We start from the raw sequence: 26104 nt of genomic DNA, 5'->3' as shown, positions 1-26104 counted from the left end.
GCGATGATAACGGCGAAATTTTGAAAAGGCAACCCGCAATTATCTGAAGTTATCTTTCTTTGACCTTAACCATGCAAAACGCTGCTCTGGTTGTTGCAAATTTGTTTCTTGGTTAATTTTGTTAATTAAATCAATATCATCTGTTCGTAAAAATAAATTAATCTTGCGCTCATTTTTCAGAATTACGGGGAGTGTGTTTTGGTTTTTTGCACGTAACTCCTTCACTTTGTGATAATAATCCTGGATCGCGCGATCCTCGGGTAAGAGGTTAACGGAAAACTTCATATTTCCTAATGTATATTCATGTGCGCAACAAATAAGCGTGTCATCGGGTAGGGCATTAATTTTCTGTAAGGACTGATACATCTGGGTTGCTGTGCCTTCGAAAAGTCTTCCACAGCCTCCAGAGAACAGTGTGTCGCCACAAAAAAGATAAGGTTTGCTGTAGAAACACAGATGTCCCAAAGTGTGACCTGGTGTGGCAAATACGGAAAATTCCCACTGGTGTATGAGGATCTTTTCGCCTTCCTGGACTATCCGGGTTGTTCCCTTATCTTGTGTCTCTGCCGGTCCGTAAACCACCAGATGGGGAAAATGGGCCCGCAGCTCGGGAACGCCGCCAGTGTGATCGTGATGATGATGCGTCAAGAGAATGGCTTCTGGCTGCCAGTCATTCTCTTTTATTGCACGTAATACAGGGGCGGCTTCTCCGGGATCAACAATGACGCATCGACGATCATCGTCAACCAAAACCCAGATGTAATTGTCCTCAAAAGCAGGAATACTGATAAGATTCATACATTACCTCTAATAACGTGGCAGGTGTTTTGATGAAACCGGCAAGGATACCTCAGACTGTCGCAGCACCGGAGCGTTGGGCGGAATTGCCCTGGGGTGAATACTATCGCGAGGCCTTAGAGCAACAACTGAAGCCCTGGCTTGCGAAAATGTATGGCTTTCACCTGCTTAAGATTGGCAATCTCAGCGCGGAAATCAATACCGAAAGCTGCGCTATCTCACATCAGGTCAATGTCTCGCTCGGCGGATCGCCGGTTCAGGTGAAAGCAGACCCATTGCATCTGCCATTTGCGGAAAAGTCCGTTGATGCGTGTTTGCTTGCCCATACACTGCCCTGGTGTAGCGATCCCCATCGCTTGCTGCGTGAAGCCGACCGTGTTCTGATTGATGATGGCTGGCTGGTACTCAGCGGGTTTAATCCTCTGAGTTTGATGGGCCTGCGCAAGCTGGTACCCGTGTTACGCAGAACTCCACCTTATAACAGCCGGATGTTCACGATGATGCGCCAGCTCGACTGGCTTTCACTGCTAAACTTTGAGGTGCTCTGCTACGGCGGTTTTCAGGTGCTCCCCTGGGCGCGGCAGGGAGGTGTACTGTTGAGCACGCATTTGCCCGCTTTAGGCTGCATGCAGTTCATCGTTGCACGTAAGCGCACTATCCCTCTTACGCTTAATCCAATGAAGCAGAGCAAAACGAAAACGCATATCCGTCAAACTGTTGGTGCAACGCGGCAATACAAAAAAACCGATTAAACGTCGGGCTGATAGCCCGCATCTTCATGTGCGGGATTGGATGCCGCAGCACGCGCCAGTTCGTCGCAGCGTTCGTTTTCCGGGTGACCGGCGTGGCCTTTAACCCATTCCCATTTAATCTCGTGCTGGCCCAGCGCCGCATCAAGACGTTTCCAGAGATCGACGTTCTTGACCGGCTTCTTATCAGCGGTCTTCCAGCCGCGTTTTTTCCAGTTATGGATCCACTGGGTTATCCCCTGACGTACGTACTGGCTATCGGTGCTTAACACCACGTCACAATGCTCTTTTAACGCCTCCAGTGCCACTATGGCCGCCATCAATTCCATTCGGTTGTTGGTGGTCAGAAAATAGCCTTCGCTAAAAGTTTTTTCGTGCTGGCGATAGCGCATAATCGCGCCATAGCCGCCAGGCCCTGGGTTGCCGAGACAAGATCCATCGGTGAAAATTTCTACCTGTTTACGCATCTCTGGTAGACTTCCTGTAATTGAAACGTTCAGTTAAACGATAAGTCTGACATAAATGACCGCTATGAGCACTGCAATTACTCGCCAGATTGTCCTCGATACCGAAACCACCGGTATGAACCAGATCGGCGCGCACTACGAAGGGCACAAGATTATCGAGATCGGTGCCGTTGAAGTGGTGAACCGTCGTCTTACGGGGAACAACTTCCACGTCTACCTCAAACCCGATCGGCTGGTAGATCCCGAAGCGTTCGGCGTTCACGGTATTGCCGATGAGTTCTTGCTGGATAAGCCGACTTTTGCGGATGTCGCTGACGAGTTCCTGGAATACATCAGGGGCGCGGAACTTGTCATCCATAACGCCTCGTTCGATATCGGCTTTATGGATTATGAATTCAGCAAGCTTAATCGTGATATCCCGAAGACAAACACCTTCTGTAAGGTAACAGACAGCCTGGCGCTGGCGAGGAAAATGTTCCCCGGCAAGCGTAACAGCCTTGATGCGCTCTGTTCCCGCTACGAAATAGACAATACCAAGCGAACGCTGCACGGGGCATTACTCGATGCCCAGATCCTGGCCGATGTCTATCTGACGATGACCGGTGGACAGACGTCAATGAAGTTCAGCATGGAAAATGAATCTCAGCAGACGCAGGGCGAGGCGGGAATTCAGCGTGTTGTCCGCCAGGCAAGTCGGTTGCGGGTTGTTTTAGCCAGTGATGAAGAGCTTCTTAATCACGAATCCCGACTCGATCTGGTGCTGAAGAAAGGTGGAAGTTGTATGTGGCGCGCCTGAAAAGCGCCGGAATGCTTGTAAAAACATCGTTTGGGCGATTTTTGCAGCAAACGATTCAAAACGTGAGAAAAAGCGTTGACGAGATCAGAGGCACACCGTAATATGCGCCTCGTTCCCCAAACGGGAACAGTGGAGCGGTAGTTCAGTCGGTTAGAATACCTGCCTGTCACGCAGGGGGTCGCGGGTTCGAGTCCCGTCCGTTCCGCCACTATTCAGAAGGCCTGAATCAGAAATGATTCAGGCCTTCGTCGTTTCCACTTTCCGAATTACCCTTCCTTCTGTTATTAACAAAAAGTTAATTTTAGCGGTGCAATTAATTAACATATGCACAACATTAGTGCGTTATTTGCACTGATACTGTGCATTTAGCCTCCCGTCGTCTCTTCTGGCGCCTGTCGGAATGTGTCACTTTGTAAATATAAATCACGAAAAATCATCCTCTTATCACTCGCTTTCCAAAAAACACCTGAACCAATTGAATATTGGTTTGGTTATTGCTTAATCATTAGCACGATAAGCTTCATTTCATATCAATAACTTATCGTTAATAAAAATAAAGTAATGATGAAAGCGAGCGAACCAATATGGAAAAACCGTCACGGTTTCTGGCAAATTCCAGCACCGCGCTTGAACAACTGCGCGGGTTAATCAACCAGCACGAGTCAACACCAGGCACTCCGCTGCCCACAGAACGTGAGCTATCGGAAACTCTCGGCGTAGGACGACGTGAAGTGCGTCGTGCGCTGGATGTGCTGGAAGAAGAGGGGCGCATCTGGCGTAAACAGGGCAAAGGGACTTTTATCGGTCCGGCTGCCCCGGTTGAACCGCTGGCCCTTCAGGGATTGGTTCAGCAAACCAACCTTCTGGAAGTGATGGAAGCTCGTCTGCAGCTCGAACCCGGCTTAGCCCGGCTTGCGGCACTGCGTGCCACCAGGGAAAACCTCGCGCTGATGCAGCGCATGCTGGAACGCATTGATAAGGTCAGCCCGGATGACCGCGATCTCAACGAACTGTGGGACAGCGCCTTTCACCGGGCGATTGCGGAAGCTGCGGGTAATCGCCTGATGCTCGGCCTGTTTGATGCCATTGATGCCGTCAGACGTGAACCGGGCTGGCAGCATCTGCGCGAATTAGCCCGCACCCCCGAACGCGTCGATAGCTACAACGACCACCATCACAAGATCATGTCTGCGATTATCCATCGCCAGCCTAATGAGGCCGCGGCCGCCATGCGCGAACACCTGCTCAGCCTGCAAACCGCCCTGATCCATGCTATCCACCTTGAGGACGACTTCACGCTATGACGACGATTCCGTTTAAGGACACTGCGCCTGTACTGAACCTGCATAATCTCAACGTTAAATTCGCAGGCTCGCCTGTGAGCGTCCTTGATGGTATTTCACTGATAATTAAAGCGGGCGAAACGCTGGCGCTGGTGGGAGAGTCTGGATGCGGAAAAAGTATCACCTCACTGGCGTTAATGGGGTTACTGCCCGCCAGCGCGCAGATCGTCAGCGGGGAGATGCAGTTTCGCCGTCACAACCTCCGCAAGCTTTCGCCTCGGGAATACACTGACCTGCGTGGCAGCGAACTGGCGATGATTTTCCAGGAGCCGATGACCTCGCTCAATCCGGCGTTTACGCTGGGGGACCAGCTTAGCGAAGCGGTCATGCGACACCAGAGTGTCTCGCGCGCAGAGGCGATGAATGTCGCGCTGCAGATCCTCGAGAAGGTACAGATCCCGGCGGCAGAGATGCGCCTGAAAGCATATCCCCACCAGCTTTCCGGCGGAATGCGCCAGCGCGTGATGATTGCGATGGCGCTGATTAACCACCCGAAACTGCTGATTGCCGATGAACCGACCACAGCCCTTGACGTGACGATCCAGGCGCAAATTCTCACCTTGCTGAACACCCTCAAAGAAGAGACCGGCACGGCGGTCCTGATGATCACTCACGATTTAGGTGTTGTGGCAGAAGTCGCCCAGCAGGTGGCGGTGATGTATGCCGGTCAGGTGGTAGAGCAGGGGAGCGTTGAGGCCATCTTTGCCGATCCGCAGCATCCGTACACTATCGGCCTGATGGGGTCGATTCCTTCTCTTGGGGCACGTAAGGGGCAGCTCTCCACCATTCCAGGCTCGGTGCCACTGCCAGAATTTATGCCGAAAGGCTGCCGTTTCGCTACCCGTTGCCCGTTTGCGCAGTCACGCTGCCATGATGAAAAACCTTCGCTCAATACGCTCGGCGCGGGTCATCAGGTTGCCTGCTTCCGCGTGCCGCTGGAGCAACACATTGCCCTGGGAGACATTGCATGACTACGCCCATTCTTGAAGCCCGTGACTTGAGCAAGCTCTTCCCCGGCCCGAAAAAACTGTTTACCCCGGCGAAGTTTGTCACGGCAGTCGATCGCGTTTCACTTTCCGTTATGCCGGGGGAAACGCTGGCGATTGTGGGTGAGTCTGGTTCCGGTAAATCTACACTCGGTCGTCTGCTGCTGCGTTTGCTGGCCGCCAGTGAAGGGCGTGTGTTTTACCAGGGGGAGGAGATCACGCATGCCTCGGGTGCTCGTCTGAATCAGCTCCGGCGCGAGCTGCAGATTATCTTTCAGGATCCCTTCGCCTCGCTGAACCCGCGCATGACGGTGGAGCAGATCGTCGGTGAACCGCTGTGGCTGCACCAGAACATGAAGAAAGCGGACCGTCAGTACCGCGTCGCGGAGCTTCTTAAAACCGTAGGTTTGCCTGCCGCCTGGGCTGGGCGCTATCCGCACGAGTTTTCCGGCGGGCAGCGCCAGCGTATCGGCATTGCGCGCGCGCTGGCCTCGGGACCGAAGCTGCTGCTGGGTGATGAGCCGGTATCCGCGCTGGATGTGTCCGTTCAGGCGCAGGTAGTGAACCTGCTCGAAAGCCTGAAGCACCAGCTGGGGCTGACGATGGTGATTGTCGCCCACGGCCTGGCCGTTATCCGCCACATGAGCGACCGCGTGGCGGTGATGTATCTTGGGCAAATCGTCGAGCTTGCGACTGTTGAAGAAATTTTTGATGCGCCGCTACACCCCTATACCCAGGCACTTATCGCCTCTGCGCCGCAGATGCAGCCAGGCGTTGAACGTGACGCGCCGCTGCTGCAGGGGGACTTACCGAACCCGTCCAGCCCACCATCTGGTTGCCGGTTCCACACCCGTTGCCCGTACGTCACCGACGAATGCCGCCAGGTGGAACCGATAAATCAGGTACTGGACGGTGGACGTCAGGTGGCCTGCCATCGCTGGCAGGACATTAATCGCGATCGCAGCGTTATCCAGATTGCTCCGCCATCTACTGCCTTTCTGCGCCGCCGCGCGCTGTTTGAACACGCGGCATCTCACTCCTCCCTTCCTTCAAGGAACTCATGATAATGACAATGCGTAATTCTCTTTTGACCGTACTGGGAAGTGTCATGTTGCTCGGCGCGGCGCTGCCCGCCCATTCTGAAAGCGTGCTGCGAATTGGTCTGGGCGCTGACCCGGACATGCTCGACCCGCATCTGGCGCGCACCTACTATGGCCGCTTCGTGTTTGCCTCCCTGTGCGACAGGCTGGTGGACGTGGATGAAAACCTGAAGGTTATCCCCGGTCTGGCGAAAGACTGGGCGTGGAGCGACGACGGTAAAACTCTAACCCTGAATTTGCGTGAGGGCGTCACCTTCCACGACGGTGAGAAATTCGATGCTGCCGCCGCAAAATACAACCTCGACCGTGCCCTGACCTTAAAAGGCTCCCTGCGTAAAAGCGAGATTTCCTCCGTGGAGTCCGTTGAAGTCACTGGCCCGATGCAGATTGCCCTGCACCTGAAAACGCCGGACGCCGCGCTGCTGATGCAACTCACCGACCGCGCGGGCGCGATGATGGCACCCGAAGCGGCAAAAAAACCGGATTTTGCCGCGCATCCCGTCTGTTCCGGTCCGTATAAATTCGACAGCCGCGTGTCGCAGGACCGCATCGTCCTGACGCGTTTCGACAACTACTGGAACAAAGACGCCTACCACTTCGACAAAATTATCTATCTGCCGATCCCGGATGCCTCCGTGCGCCTCGCGAACCTGCGCGCGGGCGATCTCGACTTGACTGAAGGCATCGCCGCCAGCGACGTGAAGACTGTGGAAGCTGACAGCAAGCTGGCGCTGGCGAAGGTCACCGGTCTGGGTTATCAGGGCATTACCTTCAACATTAATAACGGGAAGGTGCCAGCGAACGATCCGTTCAAGGACGCCCGCGTGCGCGAGGCGTTTTCTCAGGCAATTGACCGCGATGCGCTAAATCAGGTGGTCTTTGAAGGGCTGTATTCGCCAGCCAACCAGGCGTTTTCAACGGTGAGCCCGTATCACGTCAACCTGCCGGTACCACCGCGCGATGTCGACAAAGCCAAAGCGCTGCTGAAAGCGGCAGGCGTCGCCACGCCGCTGACCGTCAACCTGCTGGTGCCGAACAACCCAACATCGCAGCAGGTCGGTCAGGTGCTGCAGGCGATGGTCGCTGAGGCGGGCTTTAACCTGAACCTGCAGATGACTGAATTCGCCACGCTGCTGGATCGCCAGCAGAACGGTGACTATCAGTTGAGCTTCTCCGGCTGGTCCGGTCGTCCCGATCCGGATGGCAGCATCTTTGGCTTCATTAACAGCAAAGGCACTTTAAACGACGGCCGTTACAGTAATGCTCAGGTAGATGAATGGTTGACTCAGGCGCGTCAGAGCACCGATCAGGCCGCACGCCAGCCGTTGTACGAGAAAGTGGTGAAGCAACTGCAAACCGATATGCCGATTGCCTACCTCTACTTCGAGCCGCGCATTTTTGGCCTGAACAAAAGCGTGCAGGGCTTTAAGCCGTACCCGGACGGCATCGTGCGTCTGGCCGGTTTGACGCTGGCGAAATAAACGTCCTGAGGAGAACCCATGCTGGAACTGATTTGCAAACGTCTGCTGCTGGCTATACCAACCCTGCTGCTGGTGAGCATGATGGTCTTCGGGCTACAAAAGCTGCTGCCCGGCGACCCGTTGATTGCCATGGCCGGCGAGGAGCGCGATCCGGCAGTCATCGCCCAGCTGCGTGCGGAGCTGAACCTCGATGCGCCAATCCCCGTGCAGTATTTTAACTGGCTGACGCGTGCGCTGCAGGGCGATCTGGGCGTCTCCTTACGCACGCACGAGCCGGTGACGCAGCTGATTGCCAGCAAGTTGCCGGTGACGCTGGAGTTGTCGCTACTGGCGATGATTATCGCGCTGGTGTTTGGCATCAGCATGGGGATCCTTGCGGCGGTGAACAAAAACAGCTGGGTCGATCATGGGGCGAACTTTGTGGCGATCTCGGGGATCTCAATACCGCACTTCTGGCTGGGGATCCTGCTGATTCTGGTCTTCTCGGTAAACCTGCAGTGGCTACCCGCGTCTGGCTACGTACCGTTCAGTGAAGATCCGCTCCAGAACCTGCGCACGCTGCTGCTGCCCGCGTCCGTGCTCGGAACCGGCCTGGCGGCGACGCTGATGCGCCACACCCGCGCCTCGATGATTGCGGTCCTGAAAGCAGATTACATCCGTACCGCGCGGGCTAAGGGGCTGCTGCCTAAGGCGGTGATCCTGAAGCACGCGTTTCGCAACGCGCTGGTGCCGGTAATTACCCTCACCACGCTGCTGTTCGGCGAGCTGCTGGGCGGCGCGGTGCTGACCGAGCAGGTCTTCACCATTCCGGGCTTCGGCAAGATGATCGTCGACTCGGTATTTAACCGTGACTACGCGGTGGTGCAGGGTGTGGTGCTGATCGTGGCGATTGGCTTCCTGATGCTCAACCTGCTGGCCGACGTGCTCTACGTTCTTATCAACCCGAAAATGCGAGGTTAACCGTGGCGGAACTGACGACTCAAACCGTTGTGCCTGCACTGCCGCGCGCGCAGAACCGGGTGCTGAAGAAATTCCTCGCGAACAAAAGCGCAGTAATTGGCGCGGTGGTGGTGGGCTTCTTTGTGTTGCTCGCGCTGCTGGCGCCGTGGATTGCGCCGTTTGATCCGGTCAAAGCCAACTTCCTGGCGGTGCGCAAAGCACCGTCGGCGATGTACTGGTTCGGCACCGACGAGCTGGGGCGCGACATTTTATCCCGCATTATCTGGGGAGCACGCACCTCGCTGATGGCAGGCTGTATGTCGGTGGTGATTGCCGTTGTCATCGGCGTTCCGCTGGGGCTGGTGGCGGGTTACTTCCAGAAGATGTGGGATGGGGTGATCTCGCGCGTTATCGAAGCGCTACTGGCCTGTCCGTTCCTGATCATGGCGATCGCGCTGGGGGCGTTTTTGGGCCCGAGCCTGACCAACGCCATGATCGCCATCGGTCTTTCGGCGATGCCGATCTTCGCCCGCCTGACGCGCGGGCAGGTGATCGCCATCCGCAACGAAGAGTACATCGACGGTGCGCGGGCGATTGGCCTGCCGGACCGCTGGATCATCATCAAATACATCCTGCCGAATGTAATGTCACCGATCCTGGTGCAGGCCACGCTGGCGATTGCCTCGGCGATTATCGCCGAAGCCAGCCTGTCGTTTTTGGGGCTGGGACAGCAGCCGCCAAATCCGTCCTGGGGCTCGATGCTCAATACCGCGAAAGGTTTCCTGGAGCAGGCTCCGTGGATGTCCGTTTTCCCCGGCGTGGCGATTTTCCTTGCCGTGCAGGGCTTTAATTTACTCGGCGACGGGCTGCGCGATGCGCTCGATCCGCGCCACGACTAAGGAGTCATGATGACCAAAGCGCTTGATTTCACATCCGGTTATGATTCACGACGCCCACCGATGATGGGGCATAATGCCGTTGCTACCTCGCAGCCGCTGGCGGCACAGGCGGGGATGCGCATGTTACAACTGGGCGGTAATGCCGTCGACGCGGCCGTTGCTACGGCGATGGCGCTGACGGTAGTCGAGCCCACAGGGAATGGTATTGGTAGCGATGCCTTTGCCATTGTCTGGGATGGGGAAAAGCTCCACGGCCTTAATGCATCGGGTCGCTCACCTGCCAGCTGGCATGCCGATCTGTTTGCTGGCAAAACCGCGGTGCCGGAAATTGGCTGGGACGCAGTGACCGTGCCGGGCGCGGTATCCGGCTGGGTCGCACTGGCGGAACGCTTTGGCACGCTGCCGCTGACTACCCTGGCACAGCCTGCGATTGATTACGCGCGCAACGGTTTCCCTGTCTCGCCGCTGATTGGTCATCTGTGGCAACGGGGCTACAACAAGCTGAAAGACCAGCCGGGCTTTAGTGCGTGTTTTGCCCCTGAGGGACGCGCCCCGCGCATTGGCGCAATATTCCGTAACCCGGCGCAGGCAAACTCGCTGGAGCTGATTGCCAAAACCAACGGCGAAGCGTTTTATCGCGGCGAGCTGGCGCAGAAAATTGCCGCCTTTGCCAAAGAACATGGCGCACATCTTACCGCCGACGATCTGGCAAACCATCGTGTAGACTGGGTTGAACTGTTGTCACGTGATTTTGCGGGCGGTTCGGTGCAGGAGTTGCCGCCAAACGGGCAGGGGATCGCCACGCTGATTGCGCTCGGCATTCTGGAGCAGTGCGGTATCGAAAAACACCACCCGGATTCCGTTCAGGCGCTGCACTTGTCAATTGAAGCAATGAAACTGGCGCTGGCCGATCTTGATCGCTACGTGGCGGATGAAGAGCACATGGAATTCGCTGCCAAAGCGCTGCTGAGCGATAGCTATCTGAAATCGCGTGCAGCGCTTATCGATCAGAGTAACGCCTCTGATTTCGTCTATGGTTCGCCGACGCAAAGCGGGACGGTCTACATCAGCACAGCGGATGCCAACGGCATGATGGTTTCGTTTATTCAGTCTAACTATATGGGCTTTGGCTCCGGGATTGTGGTGCCTGACACGGGGATCAGCCTGCAAAATCGCGGCTGTGGTTTTTCGCTGGATCCGAATCACCCGAACGCGCTGGCGGGCGGCAAGCGTCCGTTCCACACCATCATTCCTGGCTTTGCGATGGACGGTAAGGGAAAACCGCTGATGTCATTCGGCGTGATGGGCGGACCAATGCAGGCGCAGGGGCACATGCAGATGGCGCTGCGCATTATGCTGCACGGACAAAACCCGCAGGCAGCTATCGACGCGCCGCGCTGGCGCGTGGTGCAGGGGAGAGAGGTGATCGTTGAGTCGACGTTCGATCGCAACACGATTGCGGCGCTACGCGAACGCGGGCATCAGATCGTGGTAGAAGATCCGCTTCAGGATTACAACTTTGGCGGTGCGCAGGTGATTTACCGTCTGCCGGAAGGGCATTACGTTGCCGCGACGGAAAGCCGCAAAGACGGGCAGGCGTTGGTGAGTTAATTAACGCCCGGTGGCGCTGCGCTTACCGGGCCTACGCTGTGCTTTTTGTAGGCCGGGGACGGCGTAGCCGCCACCCGGCTTTTTTCACCCAATACTAAATGGATCCGCATCCTGCCACGCCGGAAACTTCTCGCGATACTCCTGCAGCGCCGTCAATGACAGTTCGGCATCAATACGCGTTGCCTGATGCGGCTCGGCAGTCGCAATAATTTCGCCCTGTGGATTCACCACCCGGCTGTCGCCGCGATAGTGATGCCCGTTGCCGTCAGTGCCTACCCGGTTACAGCCCACCACGTAGGCCTGGTTCTCAATCGCGCGCGCCACAAGCAGCGACTGCCAGTGCAGAGAACGCGGCGCAGGCCAGTTGGCGACATACAGCGCCAGGTCGTAATCGTTGCGGTTGCGTGACCACACCGGGAAGCGCAGGTCATAGCAGACCAGCGGCAGAATACGCCAGCCGCGCCATTCGAACACCACGCGCTCATTTCCGGCTTCATAGTGATGATGTTCATCCGCCATACGGAACAGGTGGCGTTTGTCGTAAAAATGCACTTTCCCTTCTGGTTCAACCAGCAGGAAGCGGTTCACCGGCCCGCGCTCGGTTTGCAGGGCGGCGCTGCCCGCGATCAGCGCGTTGGTCTGCTGCGCTTTGGCATGCATCCAGGCGACCACCTCTTCCTGCGGCATCGACTGTTTAGCCGCTTCCATCGCGAAGCCGGTGGTGAACATCTCCGGCAGGACAATCACATCACGCCCGGTAATACCTTCCAGTTGACGATCAAAGTGACGCAGGTTGGCGGGGCCATCCATCCACACTAACGGTTGCTGCAAAATCGAAATCTTCAGACCAGGCACAATTCAGACTCCTCAAACGACCACTTTTTGACACTGTAGCACGACATAACGAGAAAATGTGGCAATAAAAAACCCCGCGCATGGCGGGGTTTGTGCAAGCGAAACGCCTTATGCAGCTTCAGATTTGCGGTGTTTCTCCGGTAGCTTTACCGGCTGCGTCGCCAGCTCATCCGGTTCGAAATCATCCACGTTGATACTGCGCAGACGGCTCTCTTCAGCTTTCACCAGGATTGCAGCTTCATCCTTATCGATGATACCGCCCGCCAGGGCCTGTTTTGCCAGTTCGTCCAGACGGGTAAACGGCAGGTTTTTGCCCAGCTGTTTGCAGATCTTCTGATGAATCGGATCGGCAGCCATCACGTCCAGCAGCGCCTCTTCCAGCAGACCCACCGGGTTATGCGGGGTTGGAGCCAGATACTGACCACGACCGATACGTGAACGGGTTGCGCTCGGAACCTGCAGGATCTTCGCTACTTTGTGATCCAGCTTGTCGGATGGAGCCTGGTGATGACGACCGGTCGGGAAGATCACCACGCGCAGGGCTCCGGCCACAAAACGGTTCGGGAAGTTCGCCAGCAGATCGTCAATGGCCTGTTCTGCCTGATACATCGCATCCTGTACGCCCCAGTGGACCAGCGGCAGATCCGCTTCCAGACGACCTTCATCGTCGTAGCGTTTCAGGACCGCAGAGGCCAGGAACACCTGACTCAGCACATCTCCCAGACGTGCAGAGATACGTTCGCGACGCTTCAGGCTACCGCCCAGCACTGCCATAGAAACGTCAGACAGCAGAGCCAGGTTGGCGCTCAGACGGTTCAACTGTTGATAGTAACGTTTCGTCGCATCACCGGTTGGCGTAGCGCTGGTACGGCCATTCGTCAGACCGAGCCAGAAGCTGCGCATCTTATTGCTACCCACATGACCAATATGTTTGAACAGCAGCTTATCGAAGGCATCTACGTCGTTGTTCTGCGCAGCGGCCATCTCTTCCAGCACGTATGGATGGCAGCGAATGGCGCCCTGACCGAAGATCATCATGCTGCGGGTCAGAATATTCGCCCCTTCAACGGTGATTGCGATAGGCGCGCCCTGATAACCACGGGCGAGGAAGTTACCTTCGCCGAGCATAATGCCTTTACCGCCCGCGATATCCATCGCGTCAATGATCGACTGCTGCGCACGGTGAGTACAGTGGTACTTCACGATTGCGGACAGTACAGCTGGTTTCTCGCCCAGCATAATGCCGTAGGTAATCAGGGAGGCGGCAGCATCCATCACATAGGCGTTACCCGCGATACGTGCCAGCGGTTCTTCAATACCTTCCATCTTGCCGATGGAGATTTTGAACTGACGGCGGATGTGAGCGTACGCACCAATCCCCATCGCCACAGATTTCAGACCACCAGTGGAGTTTGACGGCAGGGTAATACCGCGACCTACAGACAGACATTCCACCAGCATGCGCCAGCCCTGACCGGCCATTTTCGGGCCACCGATGATGTAATCAATCGGTACAAAGATATCCTGGCCACGCGTTGGACCGTTCTGGAACGGCACGTTCAGCGGGAAGTGACGACGACCAATTTCAACGCCTGGGGTAGAAGTTGGGATCAGCGCACAGGTAATGCCCAGATCTTCTTCTCCACCCAGCAGTTTCTGCGGGTCAGAGAGTTTAAACGCCAGGCCGAGCACGGTGGCGATAGGTGCCAGCGTGATGTAGCGCTTGTTCCAGGTCAGGCGCATCCCGAGCACCTGCTCACCCTGCCATTCACCCATGCAAACCACGCCGGTATCCGGGATCGCACCCGCATCGGAGCCCGCTTCCGGGCTGGTCAGCGCGAAGCAAGGGATTTCCAGACCGCGTGCCAGGCGCGGCAGGTAGTGATCTTTCTGCTCTTCCGTACCGTAATGTTGCAGCAGTTCGCCCGGGCCTAAGGAGTTAGGTACGCCGACAGTGATGGCCAGGATCCCAGAGACGCCAGCCAGTTTTTGCAGGACACGGGCCTGAGCGTAAGCGGAGAATTCCAGACCACCGTACTCTTTCTTGATGATCATCGCGAAGAAGCGATGTTCTTTCAGGTACGCCCACAGTTCTGGCGGCAGATCGGCCATTTCATGGGTGATGGCGAAATCATTTGCCATACGGCACGCTTCTTCCACAGGGCCGTCAATAAAGGCCTGTTCTTCAGCAGTCAGACGTGGCTGTGGGTAGTTATGCAGCTTTTTCCAGTCCGGGTTACCCTGGAACAGGTCGCCTTCCCACCAGGTGGTGCCCGCATCAATCGCTTCTTTTTCAGTACGCGACATTGGCGGCATCACTTTGCGGAAACCTTTGAACACCGGGGCAGAAATCATGGATTTACGCATCGGGGCAAAGTTAAACGGCAGAAGAATGATAGCGAGTGGGACTAAAAGCCAGATATTCCAGAGACCTGCGACGCCAAGCGCAGCCGTCCAGGCCAGAAGAATCAGGCTGCTCAGGAATAAACTTACACGGTGATAGAACAACACACCGAGCAGAACAACGGTTGCGAGAATGCTCAAAATCATCATAAAGAAAAGCTCCCTTGCTTGTAGGAGGTCTGACCACTTGTGATGATATGGTTGTAGTTGATGTGAATTTTTTTAGCAATGTGTTTACAAAATAATTACAACCTGGTTCACATTGTTCGTGTTTTAGCCGGCACAAAAAATCAAAACGCCGGGCGATTCGTATGGCTTTAGCTTCTCGCTTTTCCCGCTATCCGGTACACTCCACTGTGTTATTTCATCAATACTGAAGGATTATCCTCATGTACCAGGATCTTATTCGTAACGAACTGAACGAAGCGGCGGAAACGCTGGCTAACTTTCTGAAAGATGATGCCAATATTCACGCTATTCAGCGCGCGGCGGTCCTGCTGGCCGACAGTTTCAAAGCCGGGGGCAAAGTGCTCTCTTGCGGTAACGGCGGTTCCCACTGCGACGCTATGCACTTCGCAGAAGAGTTGACCGGGCGTTATCGCGAAAACCGTCCGGGTTACCCGGCGATTGCGATCTCTGATGTGAGCCATATCTCCTGCGTGAGCAACGATTTTGGTTACGACTACGTCTTCTCCCGCTATGTTGAAGCGGTCGGACGTGAAGGCGACGTGCTGCTGGGTATCTCTACCTCTGGTAACTCCGGTAACGTGATCAAAGCGATTGCTGCCGCGCGCGAAAAAGGGATGAAAGTCATCACCCTGACCGGTAAAGATGGCGGTAAAATGGCGGGTACGGCGGATATTGAAATTCGCGTTCCGCACTTCGGTTATGCTGACCGCATTCAGGAAATTCACATCAAAGTGATCCATATCCTGATCCAGCTGATCGAAAAAGAGATGGTTAAGTAAGACTTCGCTGGGGGCTGAATTGCCCCCGCTGTTGTGGAGGTGATGTATGTGCGAATTGCTCGGGATGAGCGCCAATGTGCCAACCGATATCTGCTTTAGTTTCACCGGGCTGGTTCAGCGTGGTGGAGGAACCGGGCCGCATAAAGACGGCTGGGGCATCACTTTCTACGAAGGCAAAGGGTGTCGCACGTTCAAAGATCCACAACCCAGCTTTAACTCACCGATCGCTAAACTGGTGCAGGACTATCCCATTAAATCCTGTTCGGTGATTGCCCACATCCGCCAGGCAAACCGTGGCGAAGTGGCGCTGGAAAATACCCATCCGTTTACCCGTGAACTGTGGGGCCGTAACTGGACCTATGCACACAATGGGCAACTCACGGGTTATAAATCACTGGAGACGGGCAATTTCCGCCCGGTTGGCGAAACCGACAGTGAAAAAGCCTTCTGCTGGTTACTGCACAAGCTGACGGAGCGCTATCCCCGCACGCCTGGTAACATGGCCGCCGTGTTTAAATACATCGCGACGCTGGCGTCGGAGCTACGCGAAAAAGGCGTGTTTAACATGCTGCTCTCTGACGGGCGCTATGTGATGGCGTTCTGCTCGACAAATCTGTTCTGGATCACCCGTCGTGCACCGTTTGGCGTTGCGACCTTGCTCGATCAGGATGTGGAGATTGATTTTCAGAAGGAGACCACACCGAACGATGTGGTCACTGTCATTGCAACGCAACCGCTGACGGGCAACGAAACCTGGCAAAAGATTATGCCAGGCGAGTGGGTGCTATTTTGTCTCGGGGACCGTGTAATTTGACGCCAGTTGTGGATGGACGACTTCGTGGCTCAGCGGTTTGCTGACCACGTAACGGCCATCTACGATAGAGACCACTGGTGGCTTGTGGGTCTGCTCAAAGTAGTCGTAACCAGGTTTCAGCTGTTTCCAGAAATCCGCGTAGTAAGAGTACTTGTGGCGTGCCATGTTGGCATCGGTCATGCGGAACGGATAGATGCTGACCTGAACGTTAGGTTGCCCAAAGACCAGCGCGCCCGTCACGAACTGGAAAATCTCATCAATGCCGGAATCGGTCATCGCATAACAGCCGATAGACACGCAGGCACCGTGGATCATCAGGTATTTACCTTCATAACCGTGAGCACGGTCATAGGCATTCGGGAAGCCGATGTTAATGGCTTTATAGAAGCGGCTGTCAGGTTTGAGCTGGTTACGCTGAACGCTGTAAAACCCTTCCGGACTTTTGAAATCGCCCTGACGCTGTTTTGGCCCCAGCCCGCCGGAGTAGTTACAAATTTTGTAGCTATCAAGCAGCTGATAAGTCTCGCCCATTTTTACAAACAGATCGAGAGTGCGCTCTTCCTTGAAGATCTGAATATAAACCGGCGATCCCATTAACTGCTGTTTATATTCTTTGCTGATCGGCGTCGTTGAGCTATTACTGCTGAGCAGCCCGGCAAACGACATGCACGGAATCAGAAGCATCGCAATGAACAATGCGATTTTACGCATACTACTAGTTCCTTGATAAAACCATGACCAACTTGCCAGGACGGCAAAAGAGACCCGAAATCAGATTATTCTGTTAGGAGCGCTCACATTAGCACCGCCAGAGATTTTCGCAAGAGCCGGGCGGTGAGTTTACAAATTAGTTTTACTTTATAAACCATCACAATCGCGTTTGCGCCAGGAACTTTGCGCAATAGCTCGCAATTTGGCGCCCCCGACGGCGGATTACCTGCCCGTCAGAAGGTGAAAATGGTACACTCCGCGTCCACTGGATTGTTGTTTATGGAAACCTGCTAACCACATGTTTAAAATAAAAAAAGGACTTAATTTGCCGATTGCAGGCGTGCCTGAGCAGCTCGTCTCGTCAGGCGCAAGTGTCCGTCATGTTGCCATTTTAGGTGATGATTATCTGGGAATGCGTCCTTCTATGCTGGTGCAGGAGGGCGATCGCGTGATTAAAGGGCAGGCGCTCTTTGAGGACAAAAAAAATCCCGGCGTCATGTTCACGGCACCCGCAAGCGGCACTGTTGTCGCGATCAACCGCGGCGAACGCCGCGTTCTGCAGTCGGTGGTTATCCGTATTGAAGGCGATGAGCAGTGTGAATTTGCGCATTATGACGCCGCAGACCTCGCATCGCTGAGCCGTGACGCGGTTCAGGCTCAGCTTCTGGCGTCTGGTTTATGGACCGCGCTTCGCACGCGTCCTTTTAGCAAATCACCTGTTCCGGGTACGGAACCGGCCGCTATTTTTGTTACGGCAATCGACACCAACCCGCTCAGCGCAGACCCGCAACCGGTTATTCTGTCTCAGCGAAAAGCCTTTGATGCCGGGCTGACTATTTTAACCCGCCTGACCTCAGGAAAGGTCCACGTCTGTCAGGCTGGTGGCGGTAAGCTCGGTGGGCACCCGCAGGGGCAGGTGACATTTAATGAGTTTGCAGGCCCTCATCCCGCAGGTCTGGTCGGGACGCATATTCACTTTCTTGAACCCGTGAGCCTGACGAAACAGGTCTGGCACCTGAATTATCAGGATGTTATTGCCATAGGTACGCTGTTTACCACGGGTGAACTCAGGGCTGAACGGGTAATCGCCATCGGCGGGCCGCAAGCGGCCAACCCGCGTCTGGTGAAAACGCTGCTGGGCGCTGACATTAATGAACTGCTGGTGGGTGAAATAAAAGAGGGCGAAAACCGCCTGATCTCCGGCTCGGTTCTCAGCGGACGCCATGCCGTGAATGCGCACGCTTATCTGGGGCGTTTCCATTTGCAGGTCAGCATTGTGCAGGAAGGGCGCGAGAAAGAGCTGTTTGGCTGGGTTCTGCCCGGTGCGGAAAAATACTCCGTCACCCGGACCACGCTGGGCCATTTCCTGCGCCATAAACTCTTTAACTTCTCGACCAGCACGCATGGCGGAGAGCGCGCGATGGTACCCATTGGCAACTACGAGCGCGTCATGCCGCTGGATATTCTGCCGACCATGCTGCTGCGCGATCTGCTCGCCGGCGATACCGACAGCGCTCAGGCATTGGGTTGCCTGGAGCTGGACGAAGAAGATCTGGCGCTTTGTACCTATGTTTGTCCGGGAAAATACGAATACGGACCCGTATTGCGCGAGGTGTTAACCCGCATTGAGCAGGAAGGATAACCGATGGGCTTAAAACACCTCTTTGAAAAAATTGAGCCGCACTTTACCGAAGGGAAGCTCAAAAAGTATTACCCGCTGTATGAAGCGACGACCACCATTTTTTACACGCCAGGCCTGGTGACGAAAGGCGCGGCACACGTTCGCGATGCCATCGATCTGAAGCGAATGATGATTCTGGTGTGGTTTGCGGTCTTCCCGGCCATGTTCTGGGGCATGTACAACGTGGGGCTGCAGACCATTCCTGCACTGCATCATCTGTACGATGCTCAGCAGCTGGCGCAGGTGCTCCAGTCTGACTGGCACTACCGTCTGGCGCAGTCATTGGGCGTGAGCTTTGCGTCAGACGCGGGCTGGGTCAGCATGATGACGCTGGGGGCGGTGTTCTTCCTGCCGATCTACATCACGGTATTTATCGTGGGTGGCTTCTGGGAAGTGCTGTTTGCCATCATCCGTAAACATGAGATCAACGAAGGCTTCTTCGTTACTTCCATTCTTTTTGCCCTGATTGTTCCGCCAACATTACCGCTCTGGCAGGCTGCGCTGGGGATTAGCTTTGGTGTGGTGATTGCGAAAGAGATCTTCGGCGGGACCGGGCGTAACTTCCTCAACCCAGCGCTGGCGGGACGTGCGTTCCTGTTCTTTGCCTATCCTGCACAAATATCAGGCGATCTGGTATGGACAGCGGCGGATGGTTTCTCCGGTGCGACACCTCTTTCTCAGTGGGCGGCACACGGGGGCGAAACGCTGGTTAACAACGCGACAGGCCAGCCTGTTACCTGGTTTGATGCCTTTATTGGCAACATACCGGGCTCCATTGGGGAAGTCTCTACGCTGATGATTTTGCTGGGTGGTGCGATCATTCTTTTCGGTCGCGTGGCCTCCTGGCGGATTGTTGCCGGTGTGATGATCGGCATGGTGCTGACCGCCACGATGTTCAATGTGATCGGTTCGACTACCAATCCGATGTTCTCCATGCCGTGGTACTGGCATCTGGTGTTGGGGGGCTTCGCATTCGGCATGATGTTTATGGCGACCGATCCCGTCTCTGCCTCGTTTACTGATAAAGGTAAATGGAGCTATGGCGTGCTCATTGGTGCGATGTGTGTCCTGATTCGTGTGGTCAACCCGGCGTATCCGGAAGGGATGATGTTGGCCATTCTGTTTGCCAACCTGTTTGCGCCACTTTTCGATTATCTGGTGGTGCGTGCCAATATTCAGCGGAGGAAGGCGCGTGGCTGAAGTTAAAAATAACGACAGCATCAGCAAAACGCTGCTGGTGGTGCTGGTGCTCTGCCTTGTCTGTTCCATTGTGGTGGCCGGTTCTGCCGTGGGGTTAAAGCCGCGACAGCAGGAGCAGCGCGCGCTGGATAAACAGCGCAATATCCTGGCTGTTGCCGGGCTGATGCAGGAAGGTATGAATGCCGACGATGTCTCTGCAGTCTTTGCTGAGCGCATTACCGCGCGTCTGGTGGATTTAAAAACCGGGCAACTGCTGGATAAAGATCCGGCGAAATACAACCAGTCGCTGGCATTAAAAGACCCGCAGATGAGCCTGACGCTGGACGCCTCACAGGATCCGGCTGGCATCAAGCGTCGCAGTAATCTTGCCGAAATCTATCTCGTGCGCGATGAACAAAAACGGGTGCAGGAAGTGGTAGTGCCTATCTACGGCAACGGTCTGTGGTCGATGATGTACGCCTTTGTGGCGCTTGATACGGATGGTCGCACTGTGAAAGGCATTACGTACTATGACCAGGGCGAAACGCCGGGGCTCGGCGGTGAAGTGGAGAACCCTAACTGGCGGGCACAGTTTGTCGGCAAGAAAGTGCTCGACGATAACGGTCTGCCTGCGCTGAAGGTAATGAAAGGGGCTGCTCGTCCCGGTGACGACTACGCCGTCGACGGGCTTTCCGGTGCCACGCTCACCTCAAAAGGCGTGCAGCACAGTTTTGATTTCTGGATGGGCGAGCTGGGCTTTGGTCCTTTCCTGAAAAACGTACGTGAAGGAGCGCTGAACAATGGCTGATACCGGTGAACTGAAAGAAGTCAAAAAGGTGCTCATTGGCCCGTTGCTCGCCAATAACCCAATCACGCTGCAGGTACTGGGTGTCTGTTCAGCTCTGGCGGTGACGACCAAGCTGGAAACAGCGGTAGTGATGACGTTGGCAGTCACGCTGGTTACCGCGTTTTCCAGCATGTTTATCTCCATGCTCCGTCACCACATTCCCAACAGCGTGAGGATCATTGTGCAGATGGCGATCATCGCCTCGCTTGTGATCGTGGTCGATCAGCTATTGCGCGCCTTCGCCTATGAAACCTCCAAACAGCTGTCGGTGTTTGTTGGTCTGATTATCACCAACTGTATCGTGATGGGGCGTGCGGAAGCCTACGCCATGAAAATGCCGCCGCTGGCGAGCTTTATGGACGGCATCGGCAACGGCCTTGGCTACGGTGTGATCCTGCTGACCGTGGGGTTCCTGCGAGAGCTGATTGGCAGCGGTAAGCTGTTTGGCATCACGGTGCTGGACACGGTGCAGAACGGCGGCTGGTATCTGCCGAATGGACTGTTCCTGCTGGCCCCCAGCGCATTTTTCATTATCGGTTTGCTGATCTGGCTGATTCGTACTTTGAGACCAGAACAGCAGGAAAAGGAGTAACCGACAATGGCTCATTACCTGAGTTTATTTGTGCGTGCGGTGTTTGTTGAAAACATGGCGCTCGCGTTCTTCCTCGGCATGTGTACGTTCCTTGCCGTGTCCAAGAAGGTCTCGACTGCATTTGGCCTGGGCGTAGCGGTTACCGTGGTGCTCGGCTTATCGGTGCCGATCAACAACCTGGTATACAACTTTGTACTGCGGGACGGCGCGCTGGTGGAAGGCGTTGATCTCAGCTTCCTGAACTTCATCACCTTTATCGGTGTGATTGCGGCGCTGGTGCAAATCCTTGAGATGATCCTCGATAAGTATTTCCCGTCGCTATACAACGCGCTGGGGATCTTCCTGCCGTTGATCGCGGTGAACTGCGCCATCTTCGGCGGCGTCTCGTTTATGGTTCAGCGTGATTACAACTTCAGTGAATCCGTGGTGTACGGTTTCGGTTCTGGCATTGGCTGGATGCTGGCGATTGTCACCATGGCGGGGATCCGCGAAAAAATGAAATATGCCAACGTGCCTGCAGGCCTGCGTGGCTTAGGGATCACCTTTATCACCACCGGGCTGATGGCGCTGGGCTTTATGTCCTTCTCCGGTGTGCAGCTATAAGGGCTAACTGATGGAAATTATGCTTGGCGTAGCGATGTTCACGCTGATTGTACTGGTGTTGTCAGGGCTTATTCTGGTGGCACGTGCGAAGCTGGTGAATTCCGGCGACGTGGTGATTGATATTAACGACGAGCCGCAGAACCAGATCCGTACGCCCGCCGGAGATAAACTGTTGAATACGCTCTCCGGCAACGGGATCTTTGTCTCTTCGGCCTGTGGCGGCGGTGGTTCCTGTGGACAGTGCCGCGTTACGGTGAAAGAGGGTGGAGGAGATATCCTGCCAACCGAACTGGCGCATATCACAAAGCGTGAGGCAAAAGAGGGCTGTCGTCTGGCCTGCCAGGTCGCCGTACGTCAGAACATGAAAATAGAGTTGCCGGAAGAGATCTTTGGCGTTAAAAAATGGGAATGTGAAGTTATCTCTAATGATAACAAAGCCACGTTTATCAAAGAGTTGAAGCTGCGGGTGCCGGAAGGGGAAGATGTTCCGTTCCGCGCCGGAGGATACATTCAGATTGAGTGCCCGAAACACGCTGTGGCGTATGCTGACTTCGACGTGCCGGATGAGTACCGCGCCGACTGGGACAAATTCAATCTCTTCCGCTTTGTATCGGAGGTAAAAGAGCCAACGCTACGCGCCTACTCGATGGCTAACTACCCGGAAGAGAAGGGCATCATCATGCTCAATGTGCGTATCGCCACGCCGCCACCGAATGTGCCGGATGCACCGCCGGGTGTCATGTCTTCGTACATCTGGTCTCTCAAGCCTGGTGACAAAGTGACGATCTCCGGTCCGTTCGGTGAGTTCTTTGCCAAAGATACCGACGCGGAAATGGTGTTTATCGGCGGCGGTGCCGGCATGGCCCCGATGCGCTCGCACATCTTTGATCAGCTCAAACGACTGGGTAGCCAGCGTAAAATCAGCTTCTGGTACGGGGCCCGTTCGCTGCGTGAGATGTTCTACGACGATGAGTTCGAACAGCTGGCGCGTGAAAACCCGAACTTTACCTTCCACGTGGCGCTTTCCGATCCGCAGCCGGAAGATAACTGGACGGGCTATACGGGGTTCATCCACAACGTGCTGTATGAAAACTACCTCAAACAGCATCCTGCGCCGGAAGACTGCGAGTTTTATATGTGTGGCCCGCCAGTAATGAACGCCGCAGTCATTAAGATGCTGAAAGATCTTGGCGTGGAAGATGAGAGCATCATGCTTGATGACTTTGGAGGCTGATGATGCTGACGTTTCTGGCAACCTTTGCGGTTTTTGTGCTTGTCATCTTCGGCATGTCGTTAGGCTGGATCGTTAAGCGGAAAAGCCTTCAGGGCAGCTGCGGCGGCATCTCTTCCATTGGGATGAAGAAGGTGTGCGATTGCCCGGAACCGTGCGATGCCCGTAAAAAACGCATGGCGCGCGAGCAGCAGCGCATCATTTAATCTGGTAGGTCGGGTAAGGCGAAACCGCCACCCGACAATTCTCACGCACACTTCTCAACCCTCATTTATTTACTGTATACTTATCCAGTAATGAGTGAGGGCTTACTATGCGCAAAATAATCCATGTTGATATGGACTGCTTTTTTGCCGCAGTGGAGATGCGTGACAACCCGGCGCTGCGGGATATTCCCATCGCCATTGGCGGCAGCCGCGTTCAGCGTGGTGTTATCAGCACCGCCAACTACCCTGCGCGTAAATTTGGCGTGCGCAGCGCCATGCCTACCGCAATGGCCCTGAAGCTTTGCCCTCATCTCACTCTTTTACCCGGTCGCTTTGACGCTTACAAAGAGGCCTCAATTCATATTCGGGAAATCTTCTCCCGCTACACCTCTCGGATAGAACCGCTGTCGCTGGACGAAGCCTATCTTGATGTGACCGACAGCGTACACTGCCAGGGCTCAGCAACCCTGATGGCACAGGAAATCCGCCAGACCATCTTCAAAGAGTTAAATCTGACCGCGTCGGCAGGAGTCGCTCCGGTGAAATTTCTGGCCAAGATCGCCTCCGATTTAAATAAGCCCAACGGTCAGTACGTCATCACGCCGGAAGAGGTGCCTGCGTTCTTAAAAACGCTGCCACTTGGCAAAATCCCTGGTGTGGGAAAAGTATCTGCTGCAAAGCTGGAAAGTATGGGATTACGGACCTGTGAAGATGTGCAGCGAAGCGATCTGGCAATGTTGCTTAAGCGTTTTGGAAAATTTGGGCGCGTACTGTGGGAACGCAGCCAGGGGATTGACGATCGTGATGTGAACAGCGAACGGCTACGGAAATCCGTTGGGGTTGAGCGAACGCTGATTGAAGACATTCATGACTGGTCTGAATGCGAAACCATCATTACGGAACAGCTCTATCCTGAGCTGGAGCGACGCTTGCTCAAGGTGAAACCGGATCTGCTCATTGCCCGTCAGGGTATCAAATTAAAATTCAACGATTTCCAGCAGACCACGCAGGAACATGTCTGGCCGCGTCTGAATAAAGAGGATCTCATTGCGACGGCGAAAAAGGCATGGGAAGAACGAAGAGGAGGGCGAGGGGTGAGGCTGGTGGGATTGCACGTCACGCTGCTGGACCCGCAGTTAGAGCGGCAGCTGGTTTTGGGATTGTAAAAAAGCCCGGAAGTACTAACCGGGCCTACGTTTTTCACCCTCTCCCTTTTGGTGAGGGCTGGGGGAGGGAGTTACTTAACAGGAATCGCTTTCAGCAGCTCAGTCAGCAGCGTCCAGTAATGACCCACGCTTTCGATATGAACCTGCTCATCCGGAGAGTGTGGCCCGGTAATAGTTGGCCCGATAGAGACCATGTCCATATTCGGATACGGTTTCTTGAACAGACCACATTCCAGACCCGCGTGGATCACCTGAATGTTCGGTGTGCTGTTGAACAAACGCTGGTAGGTTTCACGGACCAGTGCCATCACCGGAGAACTTGCATCCGGCTGCCAGCCAGGGTAACTGCCTTTAGCAGATGTTTTCGCACCGGCCAGCGTGCCCAGAGATTCCAGCATGCTCACCACGTACTCTTTGCCTGTGTCGATAAGTGAACGGATCAGGCAGATGATCTCTGCGCTGTCGTCACTCATGGTCACCACGCCCACGTTCAGAGAGGTTTCAACCACGCCTTTGGCCACGTCAGAGTTGCGGATCACGCCGTTTGGCGTCGCGTTCAGCAACTGAACGAAGGTGTCGCGGGACTGCGCGGTCAGCGCGGCTTTATCCGTGGAGACGGGTTCCAGCACCACGGTCAGATTTTTCTCTTTCGCCGACAATTCGTTTTTCAGGATATCCAGATACACGCTGGAGAGTTTTTTCAACTCGTCCGCTTTTGCCGCTGGTACGGCCACGGTGGTGAATGCTTCACGTGGGATCGCGTTACGCAGGGTACCGCCGTTGAAGTCTACCAGACGTAGATCCAGCTCAGCCGCATGGCCAGCCAGGAAGCGTGCCAGCAGTTTGTTGGCGTTGCCGAGACCCAGATGAATATCACCGCCGGAGTGACCGCCTTTTAGCCCTTTCAGCGTCAGCTTGAAGGTCTGGAAGCCAGCAGGAATCGCTTCGCGTGACAGCGGCAGGGTAGAGATGAAATCAATTCCGCCCGCGCAGCCCATGTAGATCTCGCCTTCTTCTTCTGAGTCGGTGTTGATCAGAATATCTGCCTGCAGCCAGTTAGCCTGCAGACCGAATGCACCGTCCATACCCGCTTCTTCGGTCATGGTCAGCAGCACTTCCAGTGGACCATGTTCAACGCTATCGTCCGCCAGCACGGCCAGTGCAGAGGCCATACCTATGCCGTTATCCGCACCCAGCGTGGTGCCGCGTGCTTTCACCCAGTCGCCGTCGATGTACGGTTGAATCGGGTCTTTGGTGAAGTCGTGAACGGTGTCGTTGTTCTTCTGTGGCACCATGTCCAGGTGCGCCTGCAGTACAACCGGTTTGCGGTTTTCCATGCCAGCAGTTGCTGGTTTGCGGATCAGAATGTTACCAACCTGGTCACGTTCAGCATGCAGGCCTTTTTCCTTCGCCCAACCCATAATGTGTTCGGCAAGCTGTTCTTCATGGTAGGAAGGGTGTGGAATGGAACAGATTTTGGCAAAAATATCCCACAGTGGCTGCGGAGATAATTGAGACAGTTCAGACACGATAAGTCTCCTTGTCGATGCACTGCAAACAGGGTTGCAGGTCACAGGGTTAGCAGGTTAATAGTTACCACAAGTCAGACTTGCGAGATGAAACCGAGAATACCACTTTCTCCGCTGGCTGGTAGCATAAAGCATGTAAAAACTCGGGCT

At 55.1% G+C, this 26104-nt stretch carries 25 protein-coding genes and 1 tRNA gene; 20 read left to right on the top strand and 6 right to left on the bottom strand.

Going from position 1 to position 26104, the window contains the following annotated elements:
• Window positions 1-39: 39 nt before the first annotated feature.
• Window positions 40-798 (bottom strand): hydroxyacylglutathione hydrolase, encoded by a 759-nt coding sequence (gene gloB, locus AC0XWG_RS02860; protein ID WP_049005846.1) that lies wholly within the window; start codon window positions 796-798, stop codon window positions 40-42.
• A gap of 32 nt (window positions 799-830) precedes the next feature.
• Here gloB and AC0XWG_RS02855 point away from each other — a divergent pair, with 32 nt between their 5' ends.
• Window positions 831-1550, top strand: a complete 720-nt coding sequence (locus AC0XWG_RS02855) for a class I SAM-dependent methyltransferase (RefSeq protein ID WP_108090748.1) — start codon at window positions 831-833, stop codon at window positions 1548-1550.
• Here the strand turns inward: AC0XWG_RS02855 and rnhA are convergent.
• The gene (gene rnhA / locus AC0XWG_RS02850; protein WP_028017739.1) at window positions 1547-2014 is read right to left on the bottom strand and encodes a ribonuclease HI; all 468 of its coding nucleotides are present in this window, start codon (window positions 2012-2014) and stop codon (window positions 1547-1549) included. The genes AC0XWG_RS02855 and rnhA overlap by 4 nt on opposite strands.
• A 64-nt stretch (window positions 2015-2078) precedes the next feature.
• Here rnhA and dnaQ point away from each other — a divergent pair, with 64 nt between their 5' ends.
• The 9 genes from dnaQ to AC0XWG_RS02805 all read left to right on the top strand — a co-directional run bounded on the left by dnaQ (window position 2079) and on the right by AC0XWG_RS02805 (window position 11169).
• Window positions 2079-2810 carry a DNA polymerase III subunit epsilon gene (dnaQ, locus tag AC0XWG_RS02845; protein WP_075204687.1) on the top strand — a complete coding sequence of 244 codons (732 nt, stop codon included), beginning with the start codon at window positions 2079-2081 and terminating at the stop codon, window positions 2808-2810.
• 131 nt (window positions 2811-2941) lie between these two features.
• Window positions 2942-3018, top strand: a tRNA-Asp gene (locus AC0XWG_RS02840).
• A gap of 376 nt (window positions 3019-3394) precedes the next feature.
• Entirely contained in the window at window positions 3395-4114 is a 720-nt protein-coding gene (locus tag AC0XWG_RS02835; protein WP_108090747.1) for a FadR/GntR family transcriptional regulator, read from the top strand.
• Window positions 4111-5124, top strand: coding sequence for an ABC transporter ATP-binding protein (locus AC0XWG_RS02830; RefSeq protein ID WP_475680360.1), 1014 nt, complete (start codon window positions 4111-4113; stop codon window positions 5122-5124). The genes AC0XWG_RS02835 and AC0XWG_RS02830 overlap by 4 nt, the downstream gene beginning before the upstream one ends.
• Window positions 5121-6203, top strand: coding sequence for an ABC transporter ATP-binding protein (locus AC0XWG_RS02825; RefSeq protein ID WP_475680359.1), 1083 nt, complete (start codon window positions 5121-5123; stop codon window positions 6201-6203). Before AC0XWG_RS02830 ends, AC0XWG_RS02825 begins: the two co-directional genes overlap by 4 nt.
• Before the next feature lie 2 nt (window positions 6204-6205).
• On the top strand, window positions 6206-7720 hold the full coding sequence (locus AC0XWG_RS02820; protein WP_206616259.1) for an ABC transporter substrate-binding protein: 1515 nt from the start codon (window positions 6206-6208) through the stop codon (window positions 7718-7720).
• Between the two features lie 18 nt (window positions 7721-7738).
• Window positions 7739-8680 (top strand): ABC transporter permease, encoded by a 942-nt coding sequence (locus tag AC0XWG_RS02815; RefSeq protein WP_028017733.1) that lies wholly within the window; start codon window positions 7739-7741, stop codon window positions 8678-8680.
• A 2-nt stretch (window positions 8681-8682) separates the two neighbouring features.
• Window positions 8683-9558, top strand: a complete 876-nt coding sequence (locus tag AC0XWG_RS02810) for an ABC transporter permease (RefSeq protein WP_128348681.1) — start codon at window positions 8683-8685, stop codon at window positions 9556-9558.
• Between the two features lie 9 nt (window positions 9559-9567).
• Complete coding sequence (locus AC0XWG_RS02805; RefSeq protein WP_475680759.1) at window positions 9568-11169, top strand: gamma-glutamyltransferase family protein; 1602 nt, start codon at window positions 9568-9570, stop codon at window positions 11167-11169.
• 84 nt (window positions 11170-11253) lie between these two features.
• Here the strand turns inward: AC0XWG_RS02805 and AC0XWG_RS02800 are convergent, their stop codons facing one another.
• On the bottom strand, window positions 11254-12024 hold the full coding sequence (locus AC0XWG_RS02800; RefSeq protein ID WP_475680358.1) for an amidohydrolase: 771 nt from the start codon (window positions 12022-12024) through the stop codon (window positions 11254-11256).
• Window positions 12025-12132: 108 nt separating this feature from the next.
• On the bottom strand, window positions 12133-14577 hold the full coding sequence (gene fadE, locus AC0XWG_RS02795; protein ID WP_475680357.1) for an acyl-CoA dehydrogenase FadE: 2445 nt from the start codon (window positions 14575-14577) through the stop codon (window positions 12133-12135).
• Between the two features lie 239 nt (window positions 14578-14816).
• Here fadE and lpcA point away from each other — a divergent pair, with 239 nt between their 5' ends.
• Entirely contained in the window at window positions 14817-15395 is a 579-nt protein-coding gene (lpcA, locus tag AC0XWG_RS02790; RefSeq protein WP_028017728.1) for a D-sedoheptulose 7-phosphate isomerase, read from the top strand.
• Between the two features lie 46 nt (window positions 15396-15441).
• Window positions 15442-16209, top strand: a complete 768-nt coding sequence (locus tag AC0XWG_RS02785) for a class II glutamine amidotransferase (protein ID WP_028017727.1) — start codon at window positions 15442-15444, stop codon at window positions 16207-16209.
• On the opposite strand, the gene dpaA is transcribed toward AC0XWG_RS02785, so the two are convergent.
• The gene (gene dpaA, locus AC0XWG_RS02780) at window positions 16180-16920 is read right to left on the bottom strand and encodes a peptidoglycan meso-diaminopimelic acid protein amidase (RefSeq protein WP_028017726.1); all 741 of its coding nucleotides are present in this window, start codon (window positions 16918-16920) and stop codon (window positions 16180-16182) included. The two genes, AC0XWG_RS02785 and dpaA, sit on opposite strands and share 30 nt — an antisense overlap.
• Before the next feature lie 298 nt (window positions 16921-17218).
• On the opposite strand from dpaA, the gene AC0XWG_RS02775 reads away from it, so the two are divergent.
• From AC0XWG_RS02775 to dinB, 8 genes are all read left to right on the top strand, one after another.
• A complete protein-coding gene (locus AC0XWG_RS02775) occupies window positions 17219-18562 on the top strand; it encodes a Na(+)-translocating NADH-quinone reductase subunit A (protein ID WP_028017725.1) in 1344 nt (447 codons plus the stop codon).
• A 3-nt stretch (window positions 18563-18565) separates the two neighbouring features.
• Window positions 18566-19801: an NADH:ubiquinone reductase (Na(+)-transporting) subunit B gene (locus tag AC0XWG_RS02770; protein WP_128348683.1), complete on the top strand. Its 1236-nt coding sequence runs from the start codon at window positions 18566-18568 to the stop codon at window positions 19799-19801.
• Entirely contained in the window at window positions 19794-20588 is a 795-nt protein-coding gene (locus AC0XWG_RS02765; protein WP_028017723.1) for a Na(+)-translocating NADH-quinone reductase subunit C, read from the top strand. Before AC0XWG_RS02770 ends, AC0XWG_RS02765 begins: the two co-directional genes overlap by 8 nt.
• Window positions 20581-21219: an NADH:ubiquinone reductase (Na(+)-transporting) subunit D gene (locus tag AC0XWG_RS02760; RefSeq protein WP_128348684.1), complete on the top strand. Its 639-nt coding sequence runs from the start codon at window positions 20581-20583 to the stop codon at window positions 21217-21219. Before AC0XWG_RS02765 ends, AC0XWG_RS02760 begins: the two co-directional genes overlap by 8 nt.
• 6 nt (window positions 21220-21225) lie before the next feature.
• Complete coding sequence (nqrE, locus tag AC0XWG_RS02755) at window positions 21226-21822, top strand: NADH:ubiquinone reductase (Na(+)-transporting) subunit E (RefSeq protein WP_023334613.1); 597 nt, start codon at window positions 21226-21228, stop codon at window positions 21820-21822.
• Between the two features lie 10 nt (window positions 21823-21832).
• Window positions 21833-23056 carry an NADH:ubiquinone reductase (Na(+)-transporting) subunit F gene (gene nqrF, locus AC0XWG_RS02750; protein ID WP_475680356.1) on the top strand — a complete coding sequence of 408 codons (1224 nt, stop codon included), beginning with the start codon at window positions 21833-21835 and terminating at the stop codon, window positions 23054-23056.
• Entirely contained in the window at window positions 23056-23259 is a 204-nt protein-coding gene (gene nqrM, locus AC0XWG_RS02745) for a (Na+)-NQR maturation NqrM (RefSeq protein ID WP_028017721.1), read from the top strand. The genes nqrF and nqrM overlap by 1 nt, the downstream gene beginning before the upstream one ends.
• A 107-nt stretch (window positions 23260-23366) precedes the next feature.
• Window positions 23367-24425 (top strand): DNA polymerase IV, encoded by a 1059-nt coding sequence (gene dinB / locus AC0XWG_RS02740; RefSeq protein ID WP_475680355.1) that lies wholly within the window; start codon window positions 23367-23369, stop codon window positions 24423-24425.
• Window positions 24426-24496: 71 nt separating this feature from the next.
• Here the strand turns inward: dinB and pepD are convergent, their stop codons facing one another.
• Window positions 24497-25954, bottom strand: a complete 1458-nt coding sequence (pepD, locus tag AC0XWG_RS02735) for a cytosol nonspecific dipeptidase (RefSeq protein WP_028017719.1) — start codon at window positions 25952-25954, stop codon at window positions 24497-24499.
• Window positions 25955-26104: the final 150 nt, after the last annotated feature.

The organism is Enterobacter sp. DVT3837, assembly GCF_056238685.1.
This window is presented reverse-complemented; position numbering and strand designations above follow the sequence as displayed.